Genomic DNA, 20,281 nt, shown 5'->3' with positions numbered 1-20,281 from the left:
GAGGCATTTACACACTTATGAACAAAAAGTTACTCAAAGATTTTGCTCTCCTTCTGGGCGTTATCATCATTGCCGCCATAGGAGCAAGGTTCCTTGCCGGAGGCGAGACATTATCTGATTATGCAAAAAAGAATCCTCAGGCCGCAGAGTCTGCATCCGTGGAGGAAAAAGCTGTAGAAGCTGCAAGCGCGGCATCTACTGAAACTAGCACACAGGAAGCTCCAGCAATGGCTTCTATCGAAGCAAGTACTGAGGAAATGGCTTCAGAAGCTGCGAGCCAGGAAGCTTCTGTAGAACCGGAACCCTCTCCAGAAAGGATCACCTACATGGACGGATTCTACTATGAGCCCATCTCCAACGAAGTATTTAAGCGCATCTCCGGAGTATCCTACCCCGTAGACTGTCAGGTATCCTTAGATGACCTTCGATACGTAGTCCTTCAGTATGTGGACTTTAACGGTGATAGCAAAAGCGGGGAAATGATCTGCAATAAAGCTCTTGCCCAGGACGTTGTGGAGATTTTCTATGAGCTCTACCAGAACAATTACCAGATAGAGAGCATTAAGCTTATTGATGAGTTTAACGGCGATGACACTGCATCTATGCTGGCCAATAACACTTCATGCTTTAACTACCGCGTTGTTGAAGGAACTACCCGCCTTTCCAATCACGCCAAGGGACGGGCAATTGACTTAAATCCCTTCTACAACCCTTACATCACTTACAATAAAGATGGTTCTACCAACATTTCTCCCGAGGGCAGCGAACCCTATGCGGACAGAACCAGCTCTTTTCCCTATAAGATCGACGAAGATGACCTGGCCTACAAGTTGTTCAAGGCCCACGGATTTACCTGGGGCGGCAACTGGAACTCCTGCAAGGACTACCAGCACTTCGAGAAAAAATAAAACGCCCCACAGCTGTGAGGCGTTTTTTAATGCCGTTTTAGGCAGATCAGAGCTTAGTGGTCCACTTGGTGCAGTCGATTATATTTGTTGCCAGATCCTCGTAAAAATCAGGTTCATGGCACACCATAATAACTGTTCCCTTGTATTCCTTCAGAGCTCTGTGGAGCTCTGTTTTTGCGTCCACATCAAGGTGGTTTGTGGGCTCGTCAAGAACCAGGATATTGGACTCCCTGTTCATGAGCTTGCAGAGCCTTACCTTGGCCTGCTCACCACCGGATAGAACCTTGCACTTACTCTCTATGTGCTTGGTTGTAAGTCCGCACTTTGCAAGGGCACTTCTTACTTCATACTGGGAGAATCCAGGAAATTCATTCCATATCTCCTCAAGGCATGTAGTCTCGATATCAGGAGACATCTCCTGCTCAAAGTATCCAATCTCCACATGCTCACCGCGCTCCACCTTACCTGAAATAGCTGGTATTATGCCAAGAATACTCTTTAAAAGAGTGGTCTTACCAATTCCATTTGCGCCCGTAAGGACAGTGAAGGTATTCCTCTCAATAGCAAGATTAAGAGGGCTTGATAAAGGCTCATCATAGCCAATAACAAGGTCCTTGGTCTCAAAGAGGAACTTTCCGGGAGTTCTTGCTGTCATAAAGTAAAACTCTGGCTTTGGCTTTTCCTGGATCTTCTCGATAATGTCCATATTATCAAGTTTCTTTTGCCTTGCCATTGCCATATTCCTTGTGGCAACTCTCGCCTTATTCCTTGCTACAAAGTCCTTGAGATCAGCGATCTCCTGCTGCTGTCTGTTGTAAGCAGCTTCTCTCTGGGCCTTCTTGGCTTCATATACTTCCATAAACTTGTCATAGTCTCCAACATACCTGTCAAGGCTGTGAGTCGTACCATCCATGTGATAGATGATGTTTACCACGCTGTTGAGGAATGGAATGTCGTGGGATATGAGGATAAAAGCATTCTCGTAGTCCTGAAGGTATCTGGTAAGCCACACGATGTGCTCAGCATCCAGATAGTTGGTAGGCTCGTCAAGAAGGAGGATGTCAGGCTTCTCCAAAAGAAGCTTAGCCAGAAGGATCTTGGTCCTCTGACCACCTGAAAGTTCAGTTACATCCCTGTCCAGGCCAAGCTCCAAAAATCCCAGAGCCCTTGAGACCTCTTCTATCTTGGAATCAATAAGATAAAAATCATGGTTTGTGAGAAGATCCTGGATTGTACCAAGCTCCTCCATATAGTCCTCAAGCTGCTTCTCATCAGCTTCTCCCATGGCGTCGCAGATCTCGTTCATCCTGCGCTCCATCTCAAAGAGAGAATCAAAAGCAGATGCAAGGACGTCCCTGATGGTCATGCCCTCTTTAAGGACAGCATGCTGATCAAGGTAGCCTGCCTTGACATTTTTAGCCCATTCAATGTTACCTGCATCAGGCATGAGCTTGCCTGTGATTATATTCATAAAGGTGGATTTGCCTTCTCCGTTGGCGCCTACCAGACCTATGTGTTCACCCTTTAATAATCTAAAAGAGACATCCTCAAAGATAGCTCTGTCGCCAAAGCCGTGTGTGAGGTGCTCTACGTTCAAAATACTCATAATTCTGCCTTTCTTAAATGCCTTAACAAAAAAGTAGTTCCCTAGACGTAACTGCCTGGGAACTACTCTCTTATTTAAACCTTTGCGTCTCGTTACAATTAAACGAGCTCAAGAACAACCATCATAGCTGCATCGCCTTTTCTCTGGCCGATCTTGACGATTCTTGTGTAACCGCCCTTACGGTCTGCGTACTTTGGTCCGTACTCATCGAAAAGCTTTGCTACAAGGTCAACTTCCTTTGTGTTTCTCTTTCTTCCTGCCTTCTCAGTAGGAACCTCAGTTACAGGGTAAAGAGTCTTGAGGAGCTGACGTCTTGCGTGCATTCTTGAAGGAAGATCCTTCTTGATTTCCTTCTTAACAGTTGTATACTTTGTAACCTTCTTGCCATCTACAACTTCTTTTACTCTCTTGCCATCTTTGTCCTTCTCAGGAACCTTAGCTTCAACAGTAACTGTCTCGAAGTTGTCCTTCTCCTTAGCTGCAAGAGTGATCATAGGCTCTACGATCTTCTTGATTTCCTTAGCTCTTGCCTCTGTGGTAATGATCTTACCATTGTAAAGAAGTGCTGTTACCTGGTTACGAAGAAGTGCTCTTCTAGGTTTTGTTGCTTTTCCAAGCTTTCTGTACATTGCCATGTTAAATTACTTCCTTTCTCATTTGCAGGTTTCCCCTGCAGTCTACATAAGGAAATGCCCATCGGTCTTACTTTCCAAATGCTGTTAGTGTTTACTATGAGAGTCCACATCTGTACACATCGGATTTACCTTCAGTGGAATTCATTTAAATATTGATTATTCGCCGTCCTGTCTAAGTGAAAGTCCAAGCTCATCAAGCTTAGCAAGAACCTCCTCAAGTGACTTACGTCCAAGATTACGAACCTTCATCATGTCGTCTGGAGTCTTGTTAGCAAGCTCCTGAACTGTATTGATACCAGCTCTCTTGAGGCAGTTGAATGAACGAACTGAAAGCTCGAGCTCATCAATAGACATCTCAAGAACCTTGCCCTTCTCGTCATCTTCCTTCTCTACCATAACCTCTGCGGTCTTAGCATTCTCAGAAAGATCGATGAAGAGTGAAAGGTGCTCAGAAAGAACCTTAGCTGCAAGGCTTACAGCCTCGTCAGGACCAAGTGTACCATCTGTGTGCACATCAAGTGTAAGCTTATCAAAGTCTGTAACCTGACCTACACGAGTATTCTCTACAGTTACGTTTACTCTCTCTACAGGTGTGTAGATAGAGTCAATTGCGATTACGCCAATTGGAAGATCTCCTGACTTATTCTTGTCAGAACTTACATAGCCTCTTCCCTTTGTGATAGTAAGCTCCATGTAAAGCTTAGCATCCTTGCCAGAAAGAGTAGCTATAACCTGGTCAGGATTCATGATCTCAATATCCTGATCAACCTGGATATCTGAAGCCTTAACAACGCCTTCACCATTGAACTCGATGTAAGCTGTCTTAGGCTCGTTAGTATCAGAAGAATTCTTGATTGAAAGGTTCTTGATATTCATGATGATCTCAGTTACATCTTCCTTAACTCCAGGAATTGAGCTGAACTCATGAAGTACACCTTCGATCTTCACCTGACTTACTGCTGCTCCAGGTAATGAAGAGAGCATAATCCTACGAAGGGAATTACCCAGTGTAATACCGTAACCTCTCTCAAGAGGCTCAACTACGAATTTACCATACTTATTATCATCTGAGATTTCAGCAACTTCAATATTTGGTCTTTCAAAATCAAACACTGATATACCCTCCTTATGTGGTTAATAGTTAACAAACTAATTATGAATTACTTAGAATACAACTCGACGATAAGCATCTCGTCAACTGGAACATCGATAACTTCTCTTGAAGGAAGCTCCTTGATTGTACCCTGGAGGTTCTCCTTGTTAACATCAAGCCACTCAGGAACGAGTCTGCCTGCTGTGATCTCTGAAATATCCTTGAATCTCTGGATATTCTTTGCAGCTTCTTTAACTTCGATAACATCGCCAGCCTTGATAAGGTATGAAGGGATGTTGATAACCTTTCCATTTACAGTGATGAACTTGTGAAGAACAACCTGTCTAGCTTCTCTTCTTGTTCTTGCAAATCCCATTCTGAAAACTACGTTATCAAGTCTTGTCTCAAGAATTGTCATAAGGTTTGAACCTGTCTGACCCTTCATTCTGTCTGCTCTGTCATAGTAGTTTCTGAAAGGCTTCTCAAGTACGCCATAGATGAACTTAGCCTTCTGCTTCTCGCGGAGCTGAAGTCCATACTCGCTCATCTTCTTACCAGCTCTTGCTGATGTTCTCTTAGACTTCTTGTCATATCCAAGGAATGTTGGATCAAGATCAAGAGATCTGCATCTTTTTAATACGGGAACTCTGTTTACTGCCATTGTTTGGCTCCTTTCTTTTTCTCAGATACTCGTGTATCTGATGTTGTTTACAATGCTAATTGCACCTTCGTCCAACGAGTTATTGTCAAAAAATAATGAAATATATCTTGCACATGTAACCCGGAACAGGATTCTGATTAAACCCTACGACGCTTAGGTGGGCGGCATCCGTTATGTGGTACAGGTGTTACGTCTGTGATAGATGTAACTGAAAGACCGCATGCAGCAAGAGCTCTGATAGCAGCTTCTCTTCCTGATCCTGGTCCCTTTACAAAAACATCAACTGTCTTAAGGCCGTGAATAAGTGCAGCCTTAGTTGCTGTCTCTGCAGCTACCTGTGCAGCATAAGGAGTAGATTTCCTTGAACCCTTAAATCCCAGACCGCCAGCACTTGCCCAGCTAAGAGCGTTACCTGCAGCATCTGTCAATGTAACGATTGTGTTATTGAAAGATGACTGGATATGTGCCTGTCCGTGTTCAACGTTTTTCTTGACACGCTTCTTTGCAGCTGATTTCTTTGCTGCTGATTTCTGATTTGCCATTTTAAACTAACCTACTTTCTTCCTATAAATCTTGTTTATCTGTTACTCTTTTCCAAACCCGCCATGCTCGTGCTCGGAATATACAAAAGCTAAATTAGAAATTATTTCTTCTTGTTAGCGATTGTTCTCTTTGGTCCTTTTCTTGTTCTTGCATTTGTCTTAGTTCTCTGACCACGGCAAGGAAGTCCTCTTCTGTGACGAACGCCTCTGTAACATCCGATCTCTGTGAGTCTCTTGATGTTCATAGCGATCTCTCTTCTAAGATCACCCTCTACCTCATAGTCGCTACCGATAACCTCGGCGATTCTCTTTACTTCTTCGTCTGTAAGATCACGAACACGTGTGTCCGGATTTACTTTTGCCTTTTCAAGAATCTTGTTTGAGCTTGTTCTACCAATACCGTAGATGTAAGTCAAACCGATCTCTACTCGCTTATCTCTAGGTAAATCTACACCTGCAATACGAGCCATTTTATTTCCTCCATTTACAAATAAAAAATAATGATTACTGGGAAGCTTTACTCCCCTTGCTCCAACCATCTGTCAGAGCTGTTACTTGTTTGATTGGGGCTATGTTACGCCCAATCGGACAGTATTTAATCCGATCTTTCCAATACGCAATTACTATTGGTATCAAAAAGTAATCCGAAAACGGCTCGAATTAACCCTGTCTCTGTTTGTGCTTAGGGTTGTCACAGATTACTCTGATAACGCCCTTTCTCTTGATAACCTTGCACTTTTCGCACATAGGCTTAACAGAAGACCTAACTTTCATTGTTACTCCTTTCCTGCATGGATAAACAAAAATGCCTTGAAAAGGGCATACTACGCCCTTCTCATAAAAAGACCGACTTATACTATAACATAAGCCGGTACAACATGCAACACTTTTTTAACAAAAAATCGAACAAAATAAAGCCCCAAAAATCGATGACTTCACTGCATTTTCAATCATTTTTGCATTTTCGTCTTAACTCTTTATTGATTATAATATAGTATGTATTCTTAGAAAAGTTGTATTGATATTCAACCACAAGGAGAACAAGATGTATAAAGCAAGTGATACCAGATACGATAACATGCTGTACAACCACTGCGGAAACAGTGGACTCAAACTCCCTGCAGTATCCCTTGGACTATGGCACAACTTCGGCGACACAGGAAACTTCGAAAATATGGAAGCTATGTGTCAGACAGCTTTCGACAATGGAATAACCCACTTTGATCTTGCCAACAACTACGGCCCTGCGCCCGGAAGCGCAGAGATCAACTTCGGCAAGATATTAAAGGACACCTTCTTTTCCCATAGAGACGAGCTTATCATCTCCACCAAAGCTGGCTATGGCATGTGGCCAGGACCCTACGGCGACTGGGGTAGCAGGAAGTACCTTATTTCAAGCCTTGACCAGTCCTTAAAGAGGCTTCAGCTGGACTACGTTGATATCTTCTATCACCACAGAATGGACCCAGATACGCCCCTTGAAGAGACCATGGGCGCTCTTGCCCAGATCGTAAACAGCGGAAAAGCACTCTACGTTGGTCTTTCCAACTACGACGGCCCAACACTCAAGAAGGCCACTGCTATCCTCGATGAGCTCAAGGTTCCATTTATCATCAATCAGAACCGCTACAGCATCTTCGACAGAACCATTGAGAAGAACGGTCTCAAGGAGACGGCAAAAGAGCTAAAGAAGGGAATCATCTGTTTCTCCCCTCTTGCTCAGGGCCTTCTCACCGACAGATATCTCGATGGTATTCCAGAGGACAGCCGCATCCGCACAGACGGACGTTTCCTCAAGGAAGGACAGATCACTGAAGAGAAGCTTGCTTCTATCAGAGGCCTTAACGAGATTGCCAAAAAGCGCGGTCAGACACTGGCAGAAATGGCTCTTGCCTGGATCCTCAAGGATGGCTACGTAACCTCAGTCCTTATCGGTGCCAGCAAACCTTCCCAGATCCTGGACAACATCAAGTCTATCGGGAACATCTCTTTTACCGAAGAAGAGCTCAAGGCCATCGATGCATTGGCACTCTGACCCCTGAACGATATATCGCACTTTAGAGAATAATAAATCCCCTTGCCATCAGGCAGGGGGATTTCTATTTCATCATTATTATCCTATGCTATTACTCTTCTACGCCGTAGATACAGTATCTCGCCTTGCCACCCTCTTTTGCCTTGTAAAGAGCCTTATCAGACTTCTCATAGAGCTCTTTGAAGGTCAACCTCTGGGTATCCTCAGCTATACCAATACTGCATGTGATTCCGCTTGCGCCGTCAATCTGTGTGGTCTTGAGCTCGTGGAGTACACTTCTGCATCGTCTCTCTGCATAGCCATCTGGCATATCTCCAAGAACCAGAACCATGAACTCATCTCCACCAATCCTGCCCACCAGGTCATCCGGATGGAAGTATCCTTTCAGGATCTCGGAAAAGAGTTTTAGCACCTTGTCACCTGTCTGATGCCCGTACTTGTCGTTGACATCCTTAAAGTCATCCAGGTCAAAGATAAACATGGTGCACTTTGCGCCTGCCAGCTTCTTAGAAAGGTACTCATCACATTTTTCTTCGAAAGAAACCTTATTAAGAAGACCTGTAAGGAGGTCTGTCTCACTCTTTTTCACAAGCTGCTGACTGTCCTCATGTCTTGAAAGAGACATGCTGATCATGGCTGCATAGCAGAAGGATGAAGCCAGAAGTGAAAGGAAAGCCACAGTTACATCATAGGTAAAATTCATTCCCGTTTTCAGCTTGAAATCGACTGAAAGATATATAACCATTACAATGATCTGGAAGAAAAGGCGAACACGGAAATAGTCGATATAAAGCACTGAGAATATGATAAATGCTACAGGGAAAAATACTGCTCTTGACTGTCTGTAGATAAACAGGTCCGCTATAGAAAATGTGAGGATAACGAGTCCATATATTATAAGTGTGATTATACGAGTGATTCTAAAGTCATAAGACCTTTTATTGATGATCTTAAAATATACGAAACTAAGAATGATCAGAACTCCGATACCGGGAAGAAAATCATAGTAAGGATTGATGCCATTACCAAAAGCAAGTGCTATAGCTACAAACAGTACACTCAGGACAAGAAAAAAAGTCAGCATACCACCGACAACCGCCAGGTTGTCGTGGGCCAACTTCTTTTTATTTGAATCTACATAATAGTTATTGTCATCATAACTTTCATATAATTTCTCGATCATAGTAACCTCGTATGATTCAAGCAGTTTCAAGAGTTATACTAAGCTATGCACTAATTATATACTATTTATCGTACTTTGCGCTACTAATTATTTGTCTCTCCAAATAATTCTGCCCTTTGTAAGGTCATATGGTGAAAGCTCAAGTGTTACCTTGTCACCAGGCAGAATTCTGATGAAATTCTGTCTGAGCTTACCACTTATATGTGCAAGAACAACATGTCCATTCTCAAGTTCAACCTGGAACATGGTGTTTGGAAGCTTCTCTATTACTTTTCCTTCAATTTCAATTACATCAGCCTTTGACATCTTTATCCTCCTTAACTATTACAGTGTCAAAACTTCAGGTTCACCATCCGTGATGGCTATTGTATTTTCGTAGTGTGCAGCAAGAGATCCATCAACTGTGACCACTGTCCATTCATCGTCCAGCCAGCCTACATATCTCTCGCCCATGGTTATCATGGGTTCCACACATATGGTCATTCCCTTTTTGAGCTTGGGACCAGGTAAGAACTTCTTGAAGTTTGGAACAATGGGATCTTCATGAAGACTTGTTCCAATACCATGTCCTGTCAGCTCTCTGACAATGCCATAGCCATAAGACGTAACATAGTCATCGATAGCTCTGGAAATCTCATGTAGTCTGTGTCCAGCCTTTGCCTTCTTGATTCCCTCAAAAAAGCTCTCTCTGGTAACATCAATGAGCTTCTGAGCTTCATCAGATATCTTACCAACGCCCCAGGTTCTGGCAGCATCTGAATGATAACCCTTATATATAAGGCCCGTGTCGAAGGTGACTATATCACCTTCAACAAGGATCCTGTCTTTACTTGGTATTCCGTGAACGACCTCGTCATTCACTGATATGCACACAGAAGCGGGAAATCCCTCATAATCCTTACAGTTGGGTATTCCCCCAAGCCCACGGATCGTCTCTTCACCTATCTGGTCAAGCTCGTAGGTGGAAATGCCTGGTCTTAGAGCGGCGTGAAGTTCTTCGTGAACCTTCGCCAAAAGACGTCCCGACTGCCGCATAAGTTCTAATTCTTCATCGGTTTTTATTGTTATAGCCATGTTTCCCTTATGCGTTCAGAATACTAACAATGTTATTAAATACTTCCTGCATATCCTTAGTACCATCGACTGTCTTAAGAATGTTCTTAGCGTCGTAGTACTCGATAAGTGGCTGTGTCTGCTCATGATAAACTTTAAGTCTGTTCTGAACTGTCTCAGGCTTGTCGTCATCTCTCTGAACAAGCTCGCTGCCACATGTATCACATATTCCCTCTGTCTTAGGTGGAATATGCTCAATATGATAGGTAGCACCACACTTAAGGCATGCTCTTCTACCTGACATTCTGCGAACGATGTTCTCATCTGGAACATCTACGTTGATAGCAAAATCAACCTTGTCGCCAAGCTTTGTAAGCTCTTTGTCAAGAACATCTGCCTGTGGAATAGTACGTGGGAATCCATCAAGAACGTATCCGTTCTTGCAATCATCGTTTGCTACTCTGTCGAGAAGGATCTCAACAGTAAGCTCATCAGGAACAAGCTGGCCCTTGTCCATGTACTCTTTTGCCTTCTTACCAAGATCTGTTCCGTTCTTGATATTAGCTCTGAAAATGTCGCCAGTTGAGATGTGTGGGATACCGAATTTATCCGCGATCATCTTGGCCTGTGTTCCCTTGCCTGCACCAGGTGCACCTAACATAATAATCTTCATAATTAATCACCCTTCTCTAAAATTAAGATAAGAGGTTTAGGGGCCTGCACTGGTGCAGGTCCTTACGCCTCTTATATTGTATCATAGCTTAATCTTCCAAGAAACCCTTGTAATTGCGTACAAGCATCTGTGATTCAATCTGCTTGATCGTCTCAAGTATTACACTTACTACGATGATAAGACTGGTACCACCAAATGATACTCGTGCACCAAATACACCATTGAAGAAAATTGGAAGCACACCGATTATTGTAAGTCCGCATGCACCAATGAAAATGATGTAGTTAAGGATACCAGTGAGATAGTCACTGGTGGGCTTACCTGGTCTGATACCAGGAATGAAACCGCCCTGCTTCTTAATGTTCTCTGCAATCTCTATAGGATTGAATGTAATCGATGTATAGAAATAAGCAAAGAAGATAAGCAAAAGAATATAAACAATAAGTCCAATTGAATAATTCCAATGGTTAGGATTGCACCAATTGCTCTGATTGAGATATGCTACGAACTTGCCCCATGCTCCGTTCTTATTATAGCCTGTAAGCTGAGTAATAATGATTGGGAACTGGAAAAGTGACATAGCAAAGATAATTGGCATAACACCTGCAGTGTTAACCTTAAGAGGGATCTCTGAACGATTTCCGCCGTAGGTCTTTCTGCCCTGTATCTTCTTAGCATACTGCACAGGAATTCTGCGCTCTGCTCCGTTAAGAAGAACAACCAGGATTACCATTGCAACTATAACTGCAATAATTACTACTGCTGCAACTACTCCCCTCGCAATAGGCTTTCCAAGCACGAACTGCTCGAAAAGTGAACTGATATCTGAAGGCATTCTAGAAAGAATGTTAATAGTAAGTACTATTGAGATACCATTTCCTACCCCGTTTTCGGTGATTCTCTCACCAACCCACATCAGGAATGCACTACCAGCAGTAAGCGCTGCTACAATCTGAACTACGAGGAAGATTGACTGCTCTGTTAAGAAACCAGTGTTCCTGTAGAATCCGACTGCCATAGCAATGGACTCGATAAGCGCCAAAGCTATAGTGATATATCTTGTAAGCGCTGTAAGCTTCTTTCTTCCGTCTTCACCATCTCTCTGCCACTCCTCAAACTTAGGAATAGCAATTGTGAGAAGCTGGATGATAATGGAAGATGTGATATATGGTGTGATGTTGAGAGCAAGGATTGACATGTTCTCAAAAGATCCACCAGTAAATCTGTCCATGAAGCCAAAAGCATCACTCTCTGTAAGTCCTGAGAACCAGTTACGGAAAACTGCAGTATTCATTCCAGGTACTGGAATTGCAGATCCAAGTCTGATTACACAGAGCATGAAGAAAGTAAATAGAATCTTGGTTCTAATTTCTTTGACTTTCAATGCATTCATTAGGGATTTAAACATTAGATCACCTCTGCTGTTCCACCAAGTGCCTCGATCTTCTCCTTAGCTACTGCGCTGAACGCGTTAGCTTTAACCGTAAGCTTCTTAGTAATTTCGCCGTTTCCAAGAATCTTTACACCATCAAGCTCTTTCTTGATGATTCCCTGATCCTTAAGTGCCTGAACATCTACAACTGCTCCATCCTCAAATACATCAAGGGCGCATACATTGATACCTACGATATTCTTGTGATTGATATTCTTGAAGCCTCTCTTAGGAAGTCTTCTGAACAGAGGCATCTGACCACCTTCGAAACCAGGTCTTGGAGCTCCTGAACGAGCCTTCTGTCCCTTGTGTCCCTTACCAGCAGTCTTGCCATTTCCTGAACCATGACCACGGCCTCTTCTAAAATTATCGCTCTGTACAGACCCATCAGCAGGTCTTAAGTTGGATAATTCCATGATATTCCTCCTTATTAATGCCGGAACTTGATGCGCTATACGCAGCCTTGGCCACTCGCGTCATCGTAATGCAGTTCCGGAAAATGTTTTTAGTGTAATTAGATCTCTTCTACCTTAACAAGGTGCTTGATCTGCTGAATCTGTCCTCTTGTTGCAGGATTGTCAGGCAGCTCAACGCTACTGTTAAGTTTCTTAAATCCCATTGATTTTACAGTTGCTACCTGCTTAGGCACAGCACCAATTGTAGACTTAACCAATGTGATCTTAAGCTTCTTCTCACTGTTTGCCATTGATTTTCTCCTTAGTCGAAAGTTATGCGGTTACTTCTGCTACTGACTTACCGCGCTTAGCTGCAACTTCTTCAGGTGTCTTTAACTGTGCAAGTCCATTGATTGTAGCATAAACAACATTCTGCTTGTTGTTTGAACCAAGTGACTTTGTTCTGATATTTCTGATACCAGCAAGCTCACATACTGAACGAGCTGGACCACCAGCGATGATACCAGTACCTTCTGGGGATCTCTTAAGAAGAACTTCAGCAGAGCCGAACTTTCCTACGAAATCGTGTGTAATACTGTTGTTCTCATCAAGAGGAACAGTAATAAGGTTCTTAGTAGCATCCTCTTTACCCTTACGGATAGCATCTGGGATTTCTGTTGACTTACCCAGACCAACACCAACGTGTCCGTTGTTGTCACCAACAACTACAAGTGCTGTGAACTTCATGTTACGTCCACCCTTAACAACCTTTGTAACACGCTTGATGGTAACTACTTTATCTGTCAATTCAAGCTGACTTGCATCAACGATATTACGCTTCATTTGAAAATTTCTCCCTTCTTAGAATTCTAGGCCAGCTTCTCTGGCAGCCTCGGCAAGAGCCTTAACTTTTCCGTGATAGATGTATCCTCCTCTGTCGAAAACAACAGTCTTGATACCCTTCTCTAAAGCTCTCTTTGCAACTACATCGCCGATCTTTGTTGCTGCTGCTGTGTCATCTGTATTCTCAAGCTCAGCCTTGATATCTTTTTCAAGAGTTGAAGCAGATACAAGTGTCTTGCCTGTCTCATCGTCAATAACCTGTGCGTAAACGTGGTTGTTGCTTCTGAATACAGCAAGTCTTGGTCTCTCAGCTGTGCCGCTGAAACGATTACGAATCCTCATGTGCTTCTTAGCACGAACTTTTGATCTTGATTCCTTACTAACCATTTTGCACTCTCCTTATCTTAATTATTTCTTACCGGTCTTACCAACTTTACGTCTGATAACCTCATCAGAATACTTGATACCCTTGCCCTTATATGGCTCTGGAGCTCTCTTTTCTCTGATGATTGCAGCGTGCTGTCCAACCTTCTCTTTGTCAATTCCCTTAACTGTGATTGTCTGTCCCTCTACAACTGTCTCGATTCCTTCTGGATCCTCAAGCTCTACAGGGTGTGAATAACCAAGTGTCAGAGAGAGTGTCTTGCCGTTCTTAGCTGCTCTGTAACCTACACCGTTTACTTCAAGCTTCTTCTCGAAACCATCTGTAACACCAACTACCATGTTGTTAAGAAGGCTTCTTGAAAGACCATGTAATGCTCTTGTCTTCTTCTGATCGTCAGGTCTCTTAACCTCGATCTGACCATCTTCCTGTGAAAACTGAATTTCAGCAGGGAAAACTCTTGTAAGGGTTCCCTTAGGTCCCTTTACAGTCACCATATTATTTTCTGCAACTTCTACTGTAACTCCAGCAGGAACTGCGATTGGCATTTTTCCAATTCGTGACATGCCCGTACCTCCAATTTACCAAATGAATGCAAGAACTTCGCCACCAACCTGGAGCTCTCTTGCCTTTTTATCAGTTACAACGCCCTGGTTTGTAGAAATGATTGCAATACCAAGACCACCTAATACTCTAGGAAGCTCATCCTTGCCTGCGTATACACGAAGACCAGGCTTTGAGATTCTCTTAAGTCCTGTGATAACCTTATCATTTCTGTCAGCACCATACTTAAGAGTGATGTGAAGATTCTTGAAAGCGCCATCTTCAACAACATCAAGCTTCTTAATATAACCCTCTTCTAAAAGAATGTTTGCAATAGCAAGCTTCATCTTTGAAGAAGGAACATCAACAGTGTCATGCTTTGCAGTATTTGCGTTACGAATTCTTGTAAGCATATCTGCAATAGGATCGTTCATTGCCATTATATATTTGCCTCCTTATTTATTATTGCTTCGCCTTACTACTCCCTGAATTGAGCAGAGACACGAAGCCGCAATGCGAATGTTTTATTTGAAACATGTGACCCCCATCCTGGGTCACAAAGATATGCTGCCTAGCAGCTGATTACCAAGATGCCTTGCGAACACCAGGAATCTCACCCTTATATGCAAGTTCACGGAAGCAAATTCTGCAGATTCCGTACTTTCTAAGATAAGCATGAGGACGACCACAGATCTTGCAACGGTTATATGCACGTGTTGAGAACTTAGGTTTCATCTGCTGTTTCAACTTCATGGATAATTTAGCCATTTTGTTCTATTTCCTCCTATCAGTTCTTTGCAAAAGGCATATTGAACAGTGTAAGAAGCTCACGAGCCTCCTCATCTGTCTTAGCAGTTGTTGTGAAAATGATGTCCATACCTCTTGTCTTATCAATCTTGTCATACTCGATCTCAGGGAAGATGAGCTGCTCCTTGATACCAAGAGCATAGTTTCCTCTACCATCGAATGAGTTAGGGTTAATTCCTCTGAAGTCACGCACACGAGGAAGAGCAAGATTTACAAGACGATCAAGGAAATCGTACATCTTCTCGCCACGGAGTGTTACTTTACATCCGATTGGCATACCCTCTCTTAACTTGAAGTTAGCGATTGACTTCTTAGCCTTTGTGATAACAGGCTTCTGACCAGAAATGATGGTCATATCGTTTGCTGCGTTCTCAAGAAGCTTAGCATTCTCCTTAGCCTCTCCAACGCCCATATTGATAACGATCTTGTCGAGCTTTGGCACTTCCATTACGTTCTTGTAACCGAACTTCTTTGTCATAGCATCAACGATCTCATTTTTGTATAAATCCTTATATCTACTCAACGCTTTCTACCTCCTTTCCTAATTAGTCGATAACCTCGCCAGTCTTCTTAGCGATACGGTTCTTCTTTACAACCTTACCATTCTCATCCTTCTCAACCTTGAAGCCGATCTTGGTAGGCTGTCCCTTGTGAAGGTAAACTACGTTAGAGATATCAAGAGCAGCTTCTCTCTCGATTACTCCGCCGTTAGGATTCTTTGCTGAAGGCTTCTCGTGATGTGTAGCCTTGTTAAGACCCTCAACAACAACCTTTCCGTTCTTTGTATCAACAGAAAGGACCTTGCCTTCCTTACCTATCTCTTTACCAGCGATAACCTTTACAGTATCGCCCTTCTTGATCTTACTAGTTGACATCTAGGCGCCTCCTTATAATACTTCAGGAGCAAGAGAAAGAATCTTCATGAACTTCTTCTCACGAAGCTCTCTAGCTACTGGTCCAAAAATACGTGTTCCCTTAGGCGTACCATCTTCATTGATAACAACAGCAGCGTTCTCATCAAATCTGATATAGGAACCGTCCTTACGACGAGTCTCTTTAACTGTACGAACGACAACAGCCTTAACAACGTCACCCTTCTTTACAACTCCACCGGGTGTTGCTTCTTTTACAGACGCAACGATTGTGTCGCCGATTCTCGCATATCTTCTTGTAGATCCGCCCATAACACGGATTGTAAGGAGCTCTTTAGCACCTGTGTTATCAGCGACCCTAAGTCTACTTTCCTGCTGAATCATGATATTTCTCCTTTTTGAAAATTACTTTGCACGTTCAATAATGGATACAAGTCTCCATCTCTTATCTTTGGAGATTGGTTTTGTCTCCATGACCTTAACTGTGTCACCGATGCGGCACTCGTTGTTCTCGTCATGAGCCTTAAGCTTATATGTTCTCTTCACGATCTTCTTGTAAAGAGGGTGCTTAACATGGTCCTCAATGGAAACTGTGATGGTCTTGTCCATCTTATCGCTTGTTACTTTTCCAACACGCGTTTTTCTTAAATTTCTTTCCACGATCTTTTCTCCTTATAACTTTCCGCTTACTTAGTTAGCTGCTTTAGCATTCTGTGTGATAACAGTCTGGATTCTTGCAATATTTCTTCTTACTTCTTTGATTCTTGCTGTATTATCCAACTGGTTTGTAGCGTTCTGGAATTTCAGATTGAAAAGTTCCTTCTTTGCTGAAACGAGCTCAGTCTGAAGCTCTTCAGCTGACTTAGCCATAAGCTCTGTTACATACTTATTTGTCTTCATTTAGATACACCGCCTTCCAAATCAGCCTTTGAAACGATCTTGCACTTGCAAGGAAGCTTGTGTGTCGCAAGACGAAGAGCTTCTCTCGCATCTGCCTCGGCAACTCCGCCGATTTCGAACATTACACGACCAGGCTTAACAACAGCTACCCATCTATCAGTTGCACCCTTACCAGAACCCATACGTGTTCCAAGAGGCTTTAATGTGATAGGCTTGTCAGGGAAAATTTTGATCCATACCTGACCACCACGCTTGATGAAACGAGTCATAGCTACACGGGCTGCCTCGATCTGGTTTGAATTGATCCAGCAAGGCTCAAGCGCAACTATTCCGAACTCACCATAACTAATTGTATTACCACGAGTGATTTTATGAGCCATTGAACCGCGGAACTGCTTGCGGTGCTTAACTCTCTTTGGCATTAACATTATTTATCGCTCCCTTCCTTATCTGAACTCTCACCTGCTTTGGTTGGAAGTACTTCACCCTTGTAGATCCATACCTTAACACCAACCTTACCGTAGGTTGTATCTGCTTCAGCAAAACCATAATCGATGTCTGCTCTAAGAGTCTGAAGAGGAATAGTTCCCTCACTGTAGAACTCTGAACGAGCGATATCAGCACCGCCAAGACGGCCAGAGCAGCATGCCTTGATACCAAGTGCATCTGTCTTCATTGTTCTGCTCATGCATGACTTCATTGCTCTTCTGAATGATACACGGTTCTCGAGCTGCTGAGCGATGTTCTCTGCAACAAGCTGTGCATCCTTGTCAGGCTTCTTGATTTCCTTGATGTCAACAAGAACCTTCTTGTCTGTGAGCTTTGAAAGCTCCTTCTTGGTTACTTCGATCTCGGCGCCACCCTTACCAATTACTACGCCAGGCTTAGCTGTGTATACGATAACCTTTACTCTGTCTGATGCTCTCTCGATCTCGATCTTAGAAACACCAGCTGCATATAACTTCTTCTTCAGAAATTTTCTGATATTGTAATCTTCTACAAGATTATTGGCAAAATCGCCAGACTCAGCATACCACTTTGAATCCCAATCAGCGATTACGCCAACTCTGAGACCATGAGGATTAACTTTCTGTCCCATTCTTTGCTTCTCCTTTCAAATTATCTCTCGTCCAAAATAACAGTCAGATGACTCATTCTCTTGTTGATTCTGTATGCTCTGCCCTGTGCTCTAGGCTGAATTCTCTTCATGATAGGGCCATTGCTTGCGGTGCACTCAGCAACATAGAGATTAGTTCTGTTCATGCCCTTGTTGTTCTCTGCGTTAGCTACAGCACTGCTAAGAAGCTTGTAGATTACGCTTGATGCATATCTTGGATTGTACTGAAGGATTGCAAGTGCAGTCTCAACATCCTTTCCTCTGATGGCATCCATTACGAAGCACGCCTTCTGAACTGGTATTCTTGCGTAAGATAACTTAGCAAAAGGTCTTGTCTCTCTATTGTCACGATTTCTGTTTCTCTTTATTTGTGATCTATGCTTAATTTCCTTTTCCACGTTAATAGACCTCCTTTCATTGAATCACTATTAGTTTATGCTGCTCTTTCTCTCGACGGGAGAATTTCCAGCATGTCCTTTGAATGTTCTGGTAGGAACGAACTCACCAAGCTTGTGTCCAACCATATCTTCAGTAACATATACAGGAATATGCTTTCTACCGTCATGAACAGCGATTGTGTGTCCAACAAAAGACGGGAAAATTGTAGAACGACGTGACCAAGTCTTGATTATCTGCTTCTGGCCCTCTGCGTTCATAGCATCTATCTTCTTTAACAGGCTTGCGTCTGCAAAAGGTCCCTTTTTAAGTGATCTAGACATTTTATTCCTCCTTATTTGATGGCTTTACCGTTTCTTCTTCTTACGATGAGCTTGTTTGAAGCCTTCTTAGCTTTTCTTGTCTTATAACCAAGAGCTGGCTTACCCCAAGGTGTTGAAGGACCAGAACGTCCGATAGGTGCTCTACCTTCACCACCACCGTGTGGATGGTCGTTAGGGTTCATAACAGAACCACGAACTGTAGGACGGATACCCATGTGACGAATTCTTCCGGCTTTACCATAGTTGATAAGGTTGTGATCACCATTTCCAACTACACCGATTGTTGCTCTGCACTCGATTGGAACCATTCTCATCTCGCCTGAAGGAAGACGAAGTGTTGCATACTTACCTTCTTTAGCCATGAGCTGTGCAGCGTTTCCTGCTGAACGAACCATCTGTCCGCCCTTTCCAGGATAAAGCTCGATGTTGTGAACGTTCTCACCGACAGGAATCTGTGAAAGTGGAAGGCAGTTACCAACTCTGATCTCTGCGCTTGCACCATTCATTACTGTCATGCCATCTGTTAATCCGTTAGGTGCAAGGATGTAAGACTTTGTTCCATCCTCGTACTGGATAAGTGCGATGTTAGCTGATCTGTTAGGATCGTACTCAATTCCGATAACCTTTGCAGGCATATCGTCCTTGTTTCTCTTGAAATCTATAATTCTGTACTTAACTCTGCCGCCGCATCCGCGATGTCTTACTGTGATCTTACCCTGGTTGTTACGACCAGCCTTGCTGTTCTTAGAAACAACGAGTGATCTCTCTGGAGTCTTCTTTGTGATCTCTGAGAAATCTGATCCAGTCATGTTTCTTCTGGATGGGGTATATGGGCCGTATTTCTTAATTCCCATGATGTATTTCTCCTTTGTTTTTTATCACGTGACTAGTGACTTGCACATGAATCCTGGACTCTTATAGGTGGATTCGCACGTATAGTTATTAGTTATAAATTAGAGTCCCTGGAAGATCTCGATGTCCTTGCTGTCCTCTGTGAGCTGAACAATTGCCTTCTTAGTCTTAGCTGTGAAACCAACTGTCATTCCACGTCTCTTCATCTTACCGTCAGCGTTGAGGGTGTTAACTTTCTTAACCTTTGCTCCCTCGAACATCTTCTCTACAGCTTCCTTGATCTGTGTCTTGTTAGCTTCAGGATTAACAAGGAAAGTGTACTTCTTCTCTGCCATGCCTGCCATGCTCTTCTCTGTAAGAACTGGCTTAAGGATTACGTCATAATACTGTAATGCTGCCATTAGCAATACACCTCCTCTATCTTAGCAACTGCATCCTTTGTAAGGACCAGTGTTCTTGCGTTTACGATATCGTAAACATTAAGTGTGTTTGTAAGTGTTGTGTTTGCCTCAGCGAGGTTTCTAGCTGAAAGAACTACGTTCTTATCGTTGTCTGCAAGTACTACAAGAGCCTTACGTGTAGCCTTTAAGTTGTTCATAACCTCTGCAAACTTCTTAGTCTTGATCTCGTCGAACTTAAGCTCGTCAACAACGATGAGGTTGCCTGCCTGAGCCTTGTCTGTAAGAGCAGACTTAAGAGCAAATCTCTTTTCCTTCTTGTTCATCTTGAAAGAGTAATCTCTTGGAACTGGAGCGAATACAACTCCGCCGCCCTTCCACTGAGGTGCTCTGATTGAACCCTGTCTAGCGTGACCTGTTCCCTTCTGTCTCCAAGGCTTTCTTCCGCCTCCTGAAACTTCAGAACGTGTCTTAGCTTTCTGTGTACCCTGGCGCTTGTCAGCGAGCTGCTGAAGAACAGCCATGTGTACGAGATGTTCATTTACTTCAACTCCGAAGATAGCATCGCTTAAATCGATCTTGCCAACTTCTTTGCCTTCCATATTGTAAACAGATACATTAGCCATCTGTAT

Annotated in this window: 33 protein-coding genes; 2 read left to right on the top strand and 31 right to left on the bottom strand. The window is 43.1% G+C overall.

Annotation, left to right across the window (positions count from 1 at the left end):
- The first annotated feature begins 17 nt into the window (after positions 1-17).
- On the top strand, positions 18-908 hold the full coding sequence (locus tag D6855_RS08020; RefSeq protein ID WP_120739774.1) for a M15 family metallopeptidase: 891 nt from the start codon (positions 18-20) through the stop codon (positions 906-908).
- Positions 909-954: 46 nt separating this feature from the next.
- On the opposite strand, the gene D6855_RS08015 is transcribed toward D6855_RS08020, so the two are convergent.
- The 7 genes from D6855_RS08015 to rpmJ all read right to left on the bottom strand — a co-directional run bounded on the left by D6855_RS08015 (position 955) and on the right by rpmJ (position 6,219).
- Entirely contained in the window at positions 955-2,514 is a 1,560-nt protein-coding gene (locus D6855_RS08015) for an ABC-F family ATP-binding cassette domain-containing protein (protein WP_120739772.1), read from the bottom strand.
- Between the two features lie 98 nt (positions 2,515-2,612).
- Positions 2,613-3,149 (bottom strand): bL17 family ribosomal protein, encoded by a 537-nt coding sequence (locus D6855_RS08010; RefSeq protein ID WP_120739770.1) that lies wholly within the window; start codon positions 3,147-3,149, stop codon positions 2,613-2,615.
- A gap of 156 nt (positions 3,150-3,305) precedes the next feature.
- A complete protein-coding gene (locus D6855_RS08005) occupies positions 3,306-4,262 on the bottom strand; it encodes a DNA-directed RNA polymerase subunit alpha (protein WP_120739768.1) in 957 nt (318 codons plus the stop codon).
- A 47-nt stretch (positions 4,263-4,309) separates the two neighbouring features.
- Positions 4,310-4,903 (bottom strand): 30S ribosomal protein S4, encoded by a 594-nt coding sequence (gene rpsD, locus D6855_RS08000; protein WP_120739766.1) that lies wholly within the window; start codon positions 4,901-4,903, stop codon positions 4,310-4,312.
- 137 nt (positions 4,904-5,040) lie between these two features.
- Positions 5,041-5,445, bottom strand: coding sequence for a 30S ribosomal protein S11 (gene rpsK, locus D6855_RS07995; RefSeq protein WP_120739764.1), 405 nt, complete (start codon positions 5,443-5,445; stop codon positions 5,041-5,043).
- A gap of 101 nt (positions 5,446-5,546) precedes the next feature.
- Entirely contained in the window at positions 5,547-5,915 is a 369-nt protein-coding gene (gene rpsM, locus D6855_RS07990) for a 30S ribosomal protein S13 (RefSeq protein WP_120739762.1), read from the bottom strand.
- A gap of 190 nt (positions 5,916-6,105) precedes the next feature.
- Complete coding sequence (rpmJ, locus tag D6855_RS07985; RefSeq protein WP_013280022.1) at positions 6,106-6,219, bottom strand: 50S ribosomal protein L36; 114 nt, start codon at positions 6,217-6,219, stop codon at positions 6,106-6,108.
- Positions 6,220-6,490: 271 nt separating this feature from the next.
- On the opposite strand from rpmJ, the gene D6855_RS07980 reads away from it, so the two are divergent.
- Positions 6,491-7,480 (top strand): aldo/keto reductase, encoded by a 990-nt coding sequence (locus D6855_RS07980; protein WP_120739760.1) that lies wholly within the window; start codon positions 6,491-6,493, stop codon positions 7,478-7,480.
- A gap of 91 nt (positions 7,481-7,571) precedes the next feature.
- Here D6855_RS07980 and D6855_RS07975 read toward each other — a convergent pair whose 3' ends face one another.
- The 24 genes from D6855_RS07975 to rplD form a co-directional block, all read right to left on the bottom strand.
- Entirely contained in the window at positions 7,572-8,663 is a 1,092-nt protein-coding gene (locus D6855_RS07975; protein ID WP_120739758.1) for a GGDEF domain-containing protein, read from the bottom strand.
- 87 nt (positions 8,664-8,750) lie between these two features.
- On the bottom strand, positions 8,751-8,969 hold the full coding sequence (infA, locus tag D6855_RS07970) for a translation initiation factor IF-1 (protein ID WP_013280019.1): 219 nt from the start codon (positions 8,967-8,969) through the stop codon (positions 8,751-8,753).
- 18 nt (positions 8,970-8,987) lie between these two features.
- Positions 8,988-9,737 (bottom strand): type I methionyl aminopeptidase, encoded by a 750-nt coding sequence (gene map / locus D6855_RS07965; RefSeq protein ID WP_120739756.1) that lies wholly within the window; start codon positions 9,735-9,737, stop codon positions 8,988-8,990.
- Between the two features lie 7 nt (positions 9,738-9,744).
- Complete coding sequence (locus D6855_RS07960; protein ID WP_120739754.1) at positions 9,745-10,389, bottom strand: adenylate kinase; 645 nt, start codon at positions 10,387-10,389, stop codon at positions 9,745-9,747.
- An 88-nt stretch (positions 10,390-10,477) separates the two neighbouring features.
- The gene (gene secY / locus D6855_RS07955) at positions 10,478-11,797 is read right to left on the bottom strand and encodes a preprotein translocase subunit SecY (RefSeq protein WP_120739752.1); all 1,320 of its coding nucleotides are present in this window, start codon (positions 11,795-11,797) and stop codon (positions 10,478-10,480) included.
- Positions 11,797-12,237: a 50S ribosomal protein L15 gene (rplO, locus tag D6855_RS07950; protein WP_120739750.1), complete on the bottom strand. Its 441-nt coding sequence runs from the start codon at positions 12,235-12,237 to the stop codon at positions 11,797-11,799. The genes secY and rplO overlap by 1 nt, the downstream gene beginning before the upstream one ends.
- 98 nt (positions 12,238-12,335) lie before the next feature.
- Entirely contained in the window at positions 12,336-12,527 is a 192-nt protein-coding gene (gene rpmD, locus D6855_RS07945) for a 50S ribosomal protein L30 (RefSeq protein WP_120739748.1), read from the bottom strand.
- Between the two features lie 22 nt (positions 12,528-12,549).
- Positions 12,550-13,059 (bottom strand): 30S ribosomal protein S5, encoded by a 510-nt coding sequence (gene rpsE / locus D6855_RS07940; RefSeq protein ID WP_026652520.1) that lies wholly within the window; start codon positions 13,057-13,059, stop codon positions 12,550-12,552.
- 18 nt (positions 13,060-13,077) lie between these two features.
- Entirely contained in the window at positions 13,078-13,446 is a 369-nt protein-coding gene (gene rplR / locus D6855_RS07935; RefSeq protein WP_120739747.1) for a 50S ribosomal protein L18, read from the bottom strand.
- Between the two features lie 21 nt (positions 13,447-13,467).
- Positions 13,468-14,007 (bottom strand): 50S ribosomal protein L6, encoded by a 540-nt coding sequence (gene rplF, locus D6855_RS07930; RefSeq protein ID WP_120739745.1) that lies wholly within the window; start codon positions 14,005-14,007, stop codon positions 13,468-13,470.
- A 15-nt stretch (positions 14,008-14,022) separates the two neighbouring features.
- Positions 14,023-14,424, bottom strand: a complete 402-nt coding sequence (rpsH, locus tag D6855_RS07925; protein WP_013280010.1) for a 30S ribosomal protein S8 — start codon at positions 14,422-14,424, stop codon at positions 14,023-14,025.
- 142 nt (positions 14,425-14,566) lie between these two features.
- Positions 14,567-14,752, bottom strand: coding sequence for a type Z 30S ribosomal protein S14 (locus D6855_RS07920; protein ID WP_022764364.1), 186 nt, complete (start codon positions 14,750-14,752; stop codon positions 14,567-14,569).
- A gap of 19 nt (positions 14,753-14,771) precedes the next feature.
- Positions 14,772-15,314, bottom strand: a complete 543-nt coding sequence (rplE, locus tag D6855_RS07915) for a 50S ribosomal protein L5 (RefSeq protein ID WP_120739743.1) — start codon at positions 15,312-15,314, stop codon at positions 14,772-14,774.
- Positions 15,315-15,336: 22 nt separating this feature from the next.
- Positions 15,337-15,666 carry a 50S ribosomal protein L24 gene (rplX, locus tag D6855_RS07910; protein ID WP_120739741.1) on the bottom strand — a complete coding sequence of 110 codons (330 nt, stop codon included), beginning with the start codon at positions 15,664-15,666 and terminating at the stop codon, positions 15,337-15,339.
- 12 nt (positions 15,667-15,678) lie between these two features.
- Entirely contained in the window at positions 15,679-16,047 is a 369-nt protein-coding gene (rplN, locus tag D6855_RS07905; RefSeq protein ID WP_022764361.1) for a 50S ribosomal protein L14, read from the bottom strand.
- A 21-nt stretch (positions 16,048-16,068) separates the two neighbouring features.
- The gene (gene rpsQ / locus D6855_RS07900) at positions 16,069-16,323 is read right to left on the bottom strand and encodes a 30S ribosomal protein S17 (protein ID WP_013280005.1); all 255 of its coding nucleotides are present in this window, start codon (positions 16,321-16,323) and stop codon (positions 16,069-16,071) included.
- 30 nt (positions 16,324-16,353) lie between these two features.
- A complete protein-coding gene (gene rpmC, locus D6855_RS07895; protein ID WP_034443867.1) occupies positions 16,354-16,563 on the bottom strand; it encodes a 50S ribosomal protein L29 in 210 nt (69 codons plus the stop codon).
- The gene (gene rplP, locus D6855_RS07890) at positions 16,560-16,991 is read right to left on the bottom strand and encodes a 50S ribosomal protein L16 (RefSeq protein WP_120739739.1); all 432 of its coding nucleotides are present in this window, start codon (positions 16,989-16,991) and stop codon (positions 16,560-16,562) included. Before rplP ends, rpmC begins: the two co-directional genes overlap by 4 nt.
- Positions 16,991-17,662 carry a 30S ribosomal protein S3 gene (rpsC, locus tag D6855_RS07885; protein ID WP_022772933.1) on the bottom strand — a complete coding sequence of 224 codons (672 nt, stop codon included), beginning with the start codon at positions 17,660-17,662 and terminating at the stop codon, positions 16,991-16,993. Before rpsC ends, rplP begins: the two co-directional genes overlap by 1 nt.
- 20 nt (positions 17,663-17,682) lie before the next feature.
- Complete coding sequence (gene rplV, locus D6855_RS07880) at positions 17,683-18,078, bottom strand: 50S ribosomal protein L22 (protein ID WP_199712415.1); 396 nt, start codon at positions 18,076-18,078, stop codon at positions 17,683-17,685.
- A 30-nt stretch (positions 18,079-18,108) separates the two neighbouring features.
- Positions 18,109-18,399, bottom strand: a complete 291-nt coding sequence (gene rpsS / locus D6855_RS07875) for a 30S ribosomal protein S19 (protein ID WP_022764356.1) — start codon at positions 18,397-18,399, stop codon at positions 18,109-18,111.
- A gap of 11 nt (positions 18,400-18,410) precedes the next feature.
- Positions 18,411-19,253: a 50S ribosomal protein L2 gene (gene rplB / locus D6855_RS07870; RefSeq protein ID WP_120739737.1), complete on the bottom strand. Its 843-nt coding sequence runs from the start codon at positions 19,251-19,253 to the stop codon at positions 18,411-18,413.
- A 99-nt stretch (positions 19,254-19,352) separates the two neighbouring features.
- Positions 19,353-19,652 (bottom strand): 50S ribosomal protein L23, encoded by a 300-nt coding sequence (gene rplW / locus D6855_RS07865; protein WP_120739735.1) that lies wholly within the window; start codon positions 19,650-19,652, stop codon positions 19,353-19,355.
- Positions 19,652-20,275 carry a 50S ribosomal protein L4 gene (gene rplD, locus D6855_RS07860; protein ID WP_120739733.1) on the bottom strand — a complete coding sequence of 208 codons (624 nt, stop codon included), beginning with the start codon at positions 20,273-20,275 and terminating at the stop codon, positions 19,652-19,654. Before rplD ends, rplW begins: the two co-directional genes overlap by 1 nt.
- Between the last annotated feature and the right edge of the window lie 6 nt (positions 20,276-20,281).

It is taken from the genome of Butyrivibrio sp. CB08 (assembly GCF_003625485.1).
Taxonomy (GTDB): domain Bacteria; phylum Bacillota; class Clostridia; order Lachnospirales; family Lachnospiraceae; genus Butyrivibrio.
This window is presented reverse-complemented; position numbering and strand designations above follow the sequence as displayed.

Excerpts from the sequence above, each read along its gene's own strand:
- D6855_RS08020 (WP_120739774.1), top strand. The coding sequence starts at position 18 with ATGAACAAAAAGTTACTCAAAGATTTTGCTCTCCTTCTGGGCGTTATC.
- D6855_RS08015 (WP_120739772.1), bottom strand. The coding sequence starts at position 2,514 with ATGAGTATTTTGAACGTAGAGCACCTCACACACGGCTTTGGCGACAGA.
- D6855_RS08010 (WP_120739770.1), bottom strand. The coding sequence starts at position 3,149 with ATGGCAATGTACAGAAAGCTTGGAAAAGCAACAAAACCTAGAAGAGCA.
- rpsD (WP_120739766.1), bottom strand. The coding sequence starts at position 4,903 with ATGGCAGTAAACAGAGTTCCCGTATTAAAAAGATGCAGATCTCTTGAT.
- rpsK (WP_120739764.1), bottom strand. The coding sequence starts at position 5,445 with ATGGCAAATCAGAAATCAGCAGCAAAGAAATCAGCTGCAAAGAAGCGT.
- rpsM (WP_120739762.1), bottom strand. The coding sequence starts at position 5,915 with ATGGCTCGTATTGCAGGTGTAGATTTACCTAGAGATAAGCGAGTAGAG.
- rpmJ (WP_013280022.1), bottom strand. The coding sequence starts at position 6,219 with ATGAAAGTTAGGTCTTCTGTTAAGCCTATGTGCGAAAAGTGCAAGGTT.
- D6855_RS07980 (WP_120739760.1), top strand. The coding sequence starts at position 6,491 with ATGTATAAAGCAAGTGATACCAGATACGATAACATGCTGTACAACCAC.
- D6855_RS07975 (WP_120739758.1), bottom strand. The coding sequence starts at position 8,663 with ATGATCGAGAAATTATATGAAAGTTATGATGACAATAACTATTATGTA.
- infA (WP_013280019.1), bottom strand. The coding sequence starts at position 8,969 with ATGTCAAAGGCTGATGTAATTGAAATTGAAGGAAAAGTAATAGAGAAG.
- map (WP_120739756.1), bottom strand. The coding sequence starts at position 9,737 with ATGGCTATAACAATAAAAACCGATGAAGAATTAGAACTTATGCGGCAG.
- D6855_RS07960 (WP_120739754.1), bottom strand. The coding sequence starts at position 10,389 with ATGAAGATTATTATGTTAGGTGCACCTGGTGCAGGCAAGGGAACACAG.
- secY (WP_120739752.1), bottom strand. The coding sequence starts at position 11,797 with ATGTTTAAATCCCTAATGAATGCATTGAAAGTCAAAGAAATTAGAACC.
- rplO (WP_120739750.1), bottom strand. The coding sequence starts at position 12,237 with ATGGAATTATCCAACTTAAGACCTGCTGATGGGTCTGTACAGAGCGAT.
- rpmD (WP_120739748.1), bottom strand. The coding sequence starts at position 12,527 with ATGGCAAACAGTGAGAAGAAGCTTAAGATCACATTGGTTAAGTCTACA.
- rpsE (WP_026652520.1), bottom strand. The coding sequence starts at position 13,059 with ATGAAGCGTAATATCGTTGATGCAAGTCAGCTTGAATTGACAGATAAA.
- rplR (WP_120739747.1), bottom strand. The coding sequence starts at position 13,446 with ATGGTTAGTAAGGAATCAAGATCAAAAGTTCGTGCTAAGAAGCACATG.
- rplF (WP_120739745.1), bottom strand. The coding sequence starts at position 14,007 with ATGTCACGAATTGGAAAAATGCCAATCGCAGTTCCTGCTGGAGTTACA.
- rpsH (WP_013280010.1), bottom strand. The coding sequence starts at position 14,424 with ATGGCAATGAACGATCCTATTGCAGATATGCTTACAAGAATTCGTAAC.
- D6855_RS07920 (WP_022764364.1), bottom strand. The coding sequence starts at position 14,752 with ATGGCTAAATTATCCATGAAGTTGAAACAGCAGATGAAACCTAAGTTC.
- rplX (WP_120739741.1), bottom strand. The coding sequence starts at position 15,666 with ATGTCAACTAGTAAGATCAAGAAGGGCGATACTGTAAAGGTTATCGCT.
- rplN (WP_022764361.1), bottom strand. The coding sequence starts at position 16,047 with ATGATTCAGCAGGAAAGTAGACTTAGGGTCGCTGATAACACAGGTGCT.
- rpmC (WP_034443867.1), bottom strand. The coding sequence starts at position 16,563 with ATGAAGACAAATAAGTATGTAACAGAGCTTATGGCTAAGTCAGCTGAA.
- rplP (WP_120739739.1), bottom strand. The coding sequence starts at position 16,991 with ATGTTAATGCCAAAGAGAGTTAAGCACCGCAAGCAGTTCCGCGGTTCA.
- rpsC (WP_022772933.1), bottom strand. The coding sequence starts at position 17,662 with ATGGGACAGAAAGTTAATCCTCATGGTCTCAGAGTTGGCGTAATCGCT.
- rpsS (WP_022764356.1), bottom strand. The coding sequence starts at position 18,399 with ATGTCTAGATCACTTAAAAAGGGACCTTTTGCAGACGCAAGCCTGTTA.
- rplB (WP_120739737.1), bottom strand. The coding sequence starts at position 19,253 with ATGGGAATTAAGAAATACGGCCCATATACCCCATCCAGAAGAAACATG.
- rplW (WP_120739735.1), bottom strand. The coding sequence starts at position 19,652 with ATGGCAGCATTACAGTATTATGACGTAATCCTTAAGCCAGTTCTTACA.
- rplD (WP_120739733.1), bottom strand. The coding sequence starts at position 20,275 with ATGGCTAATGTATCTGTTTACAATATGGAAGGCAAAGAAGTTGGCAAG.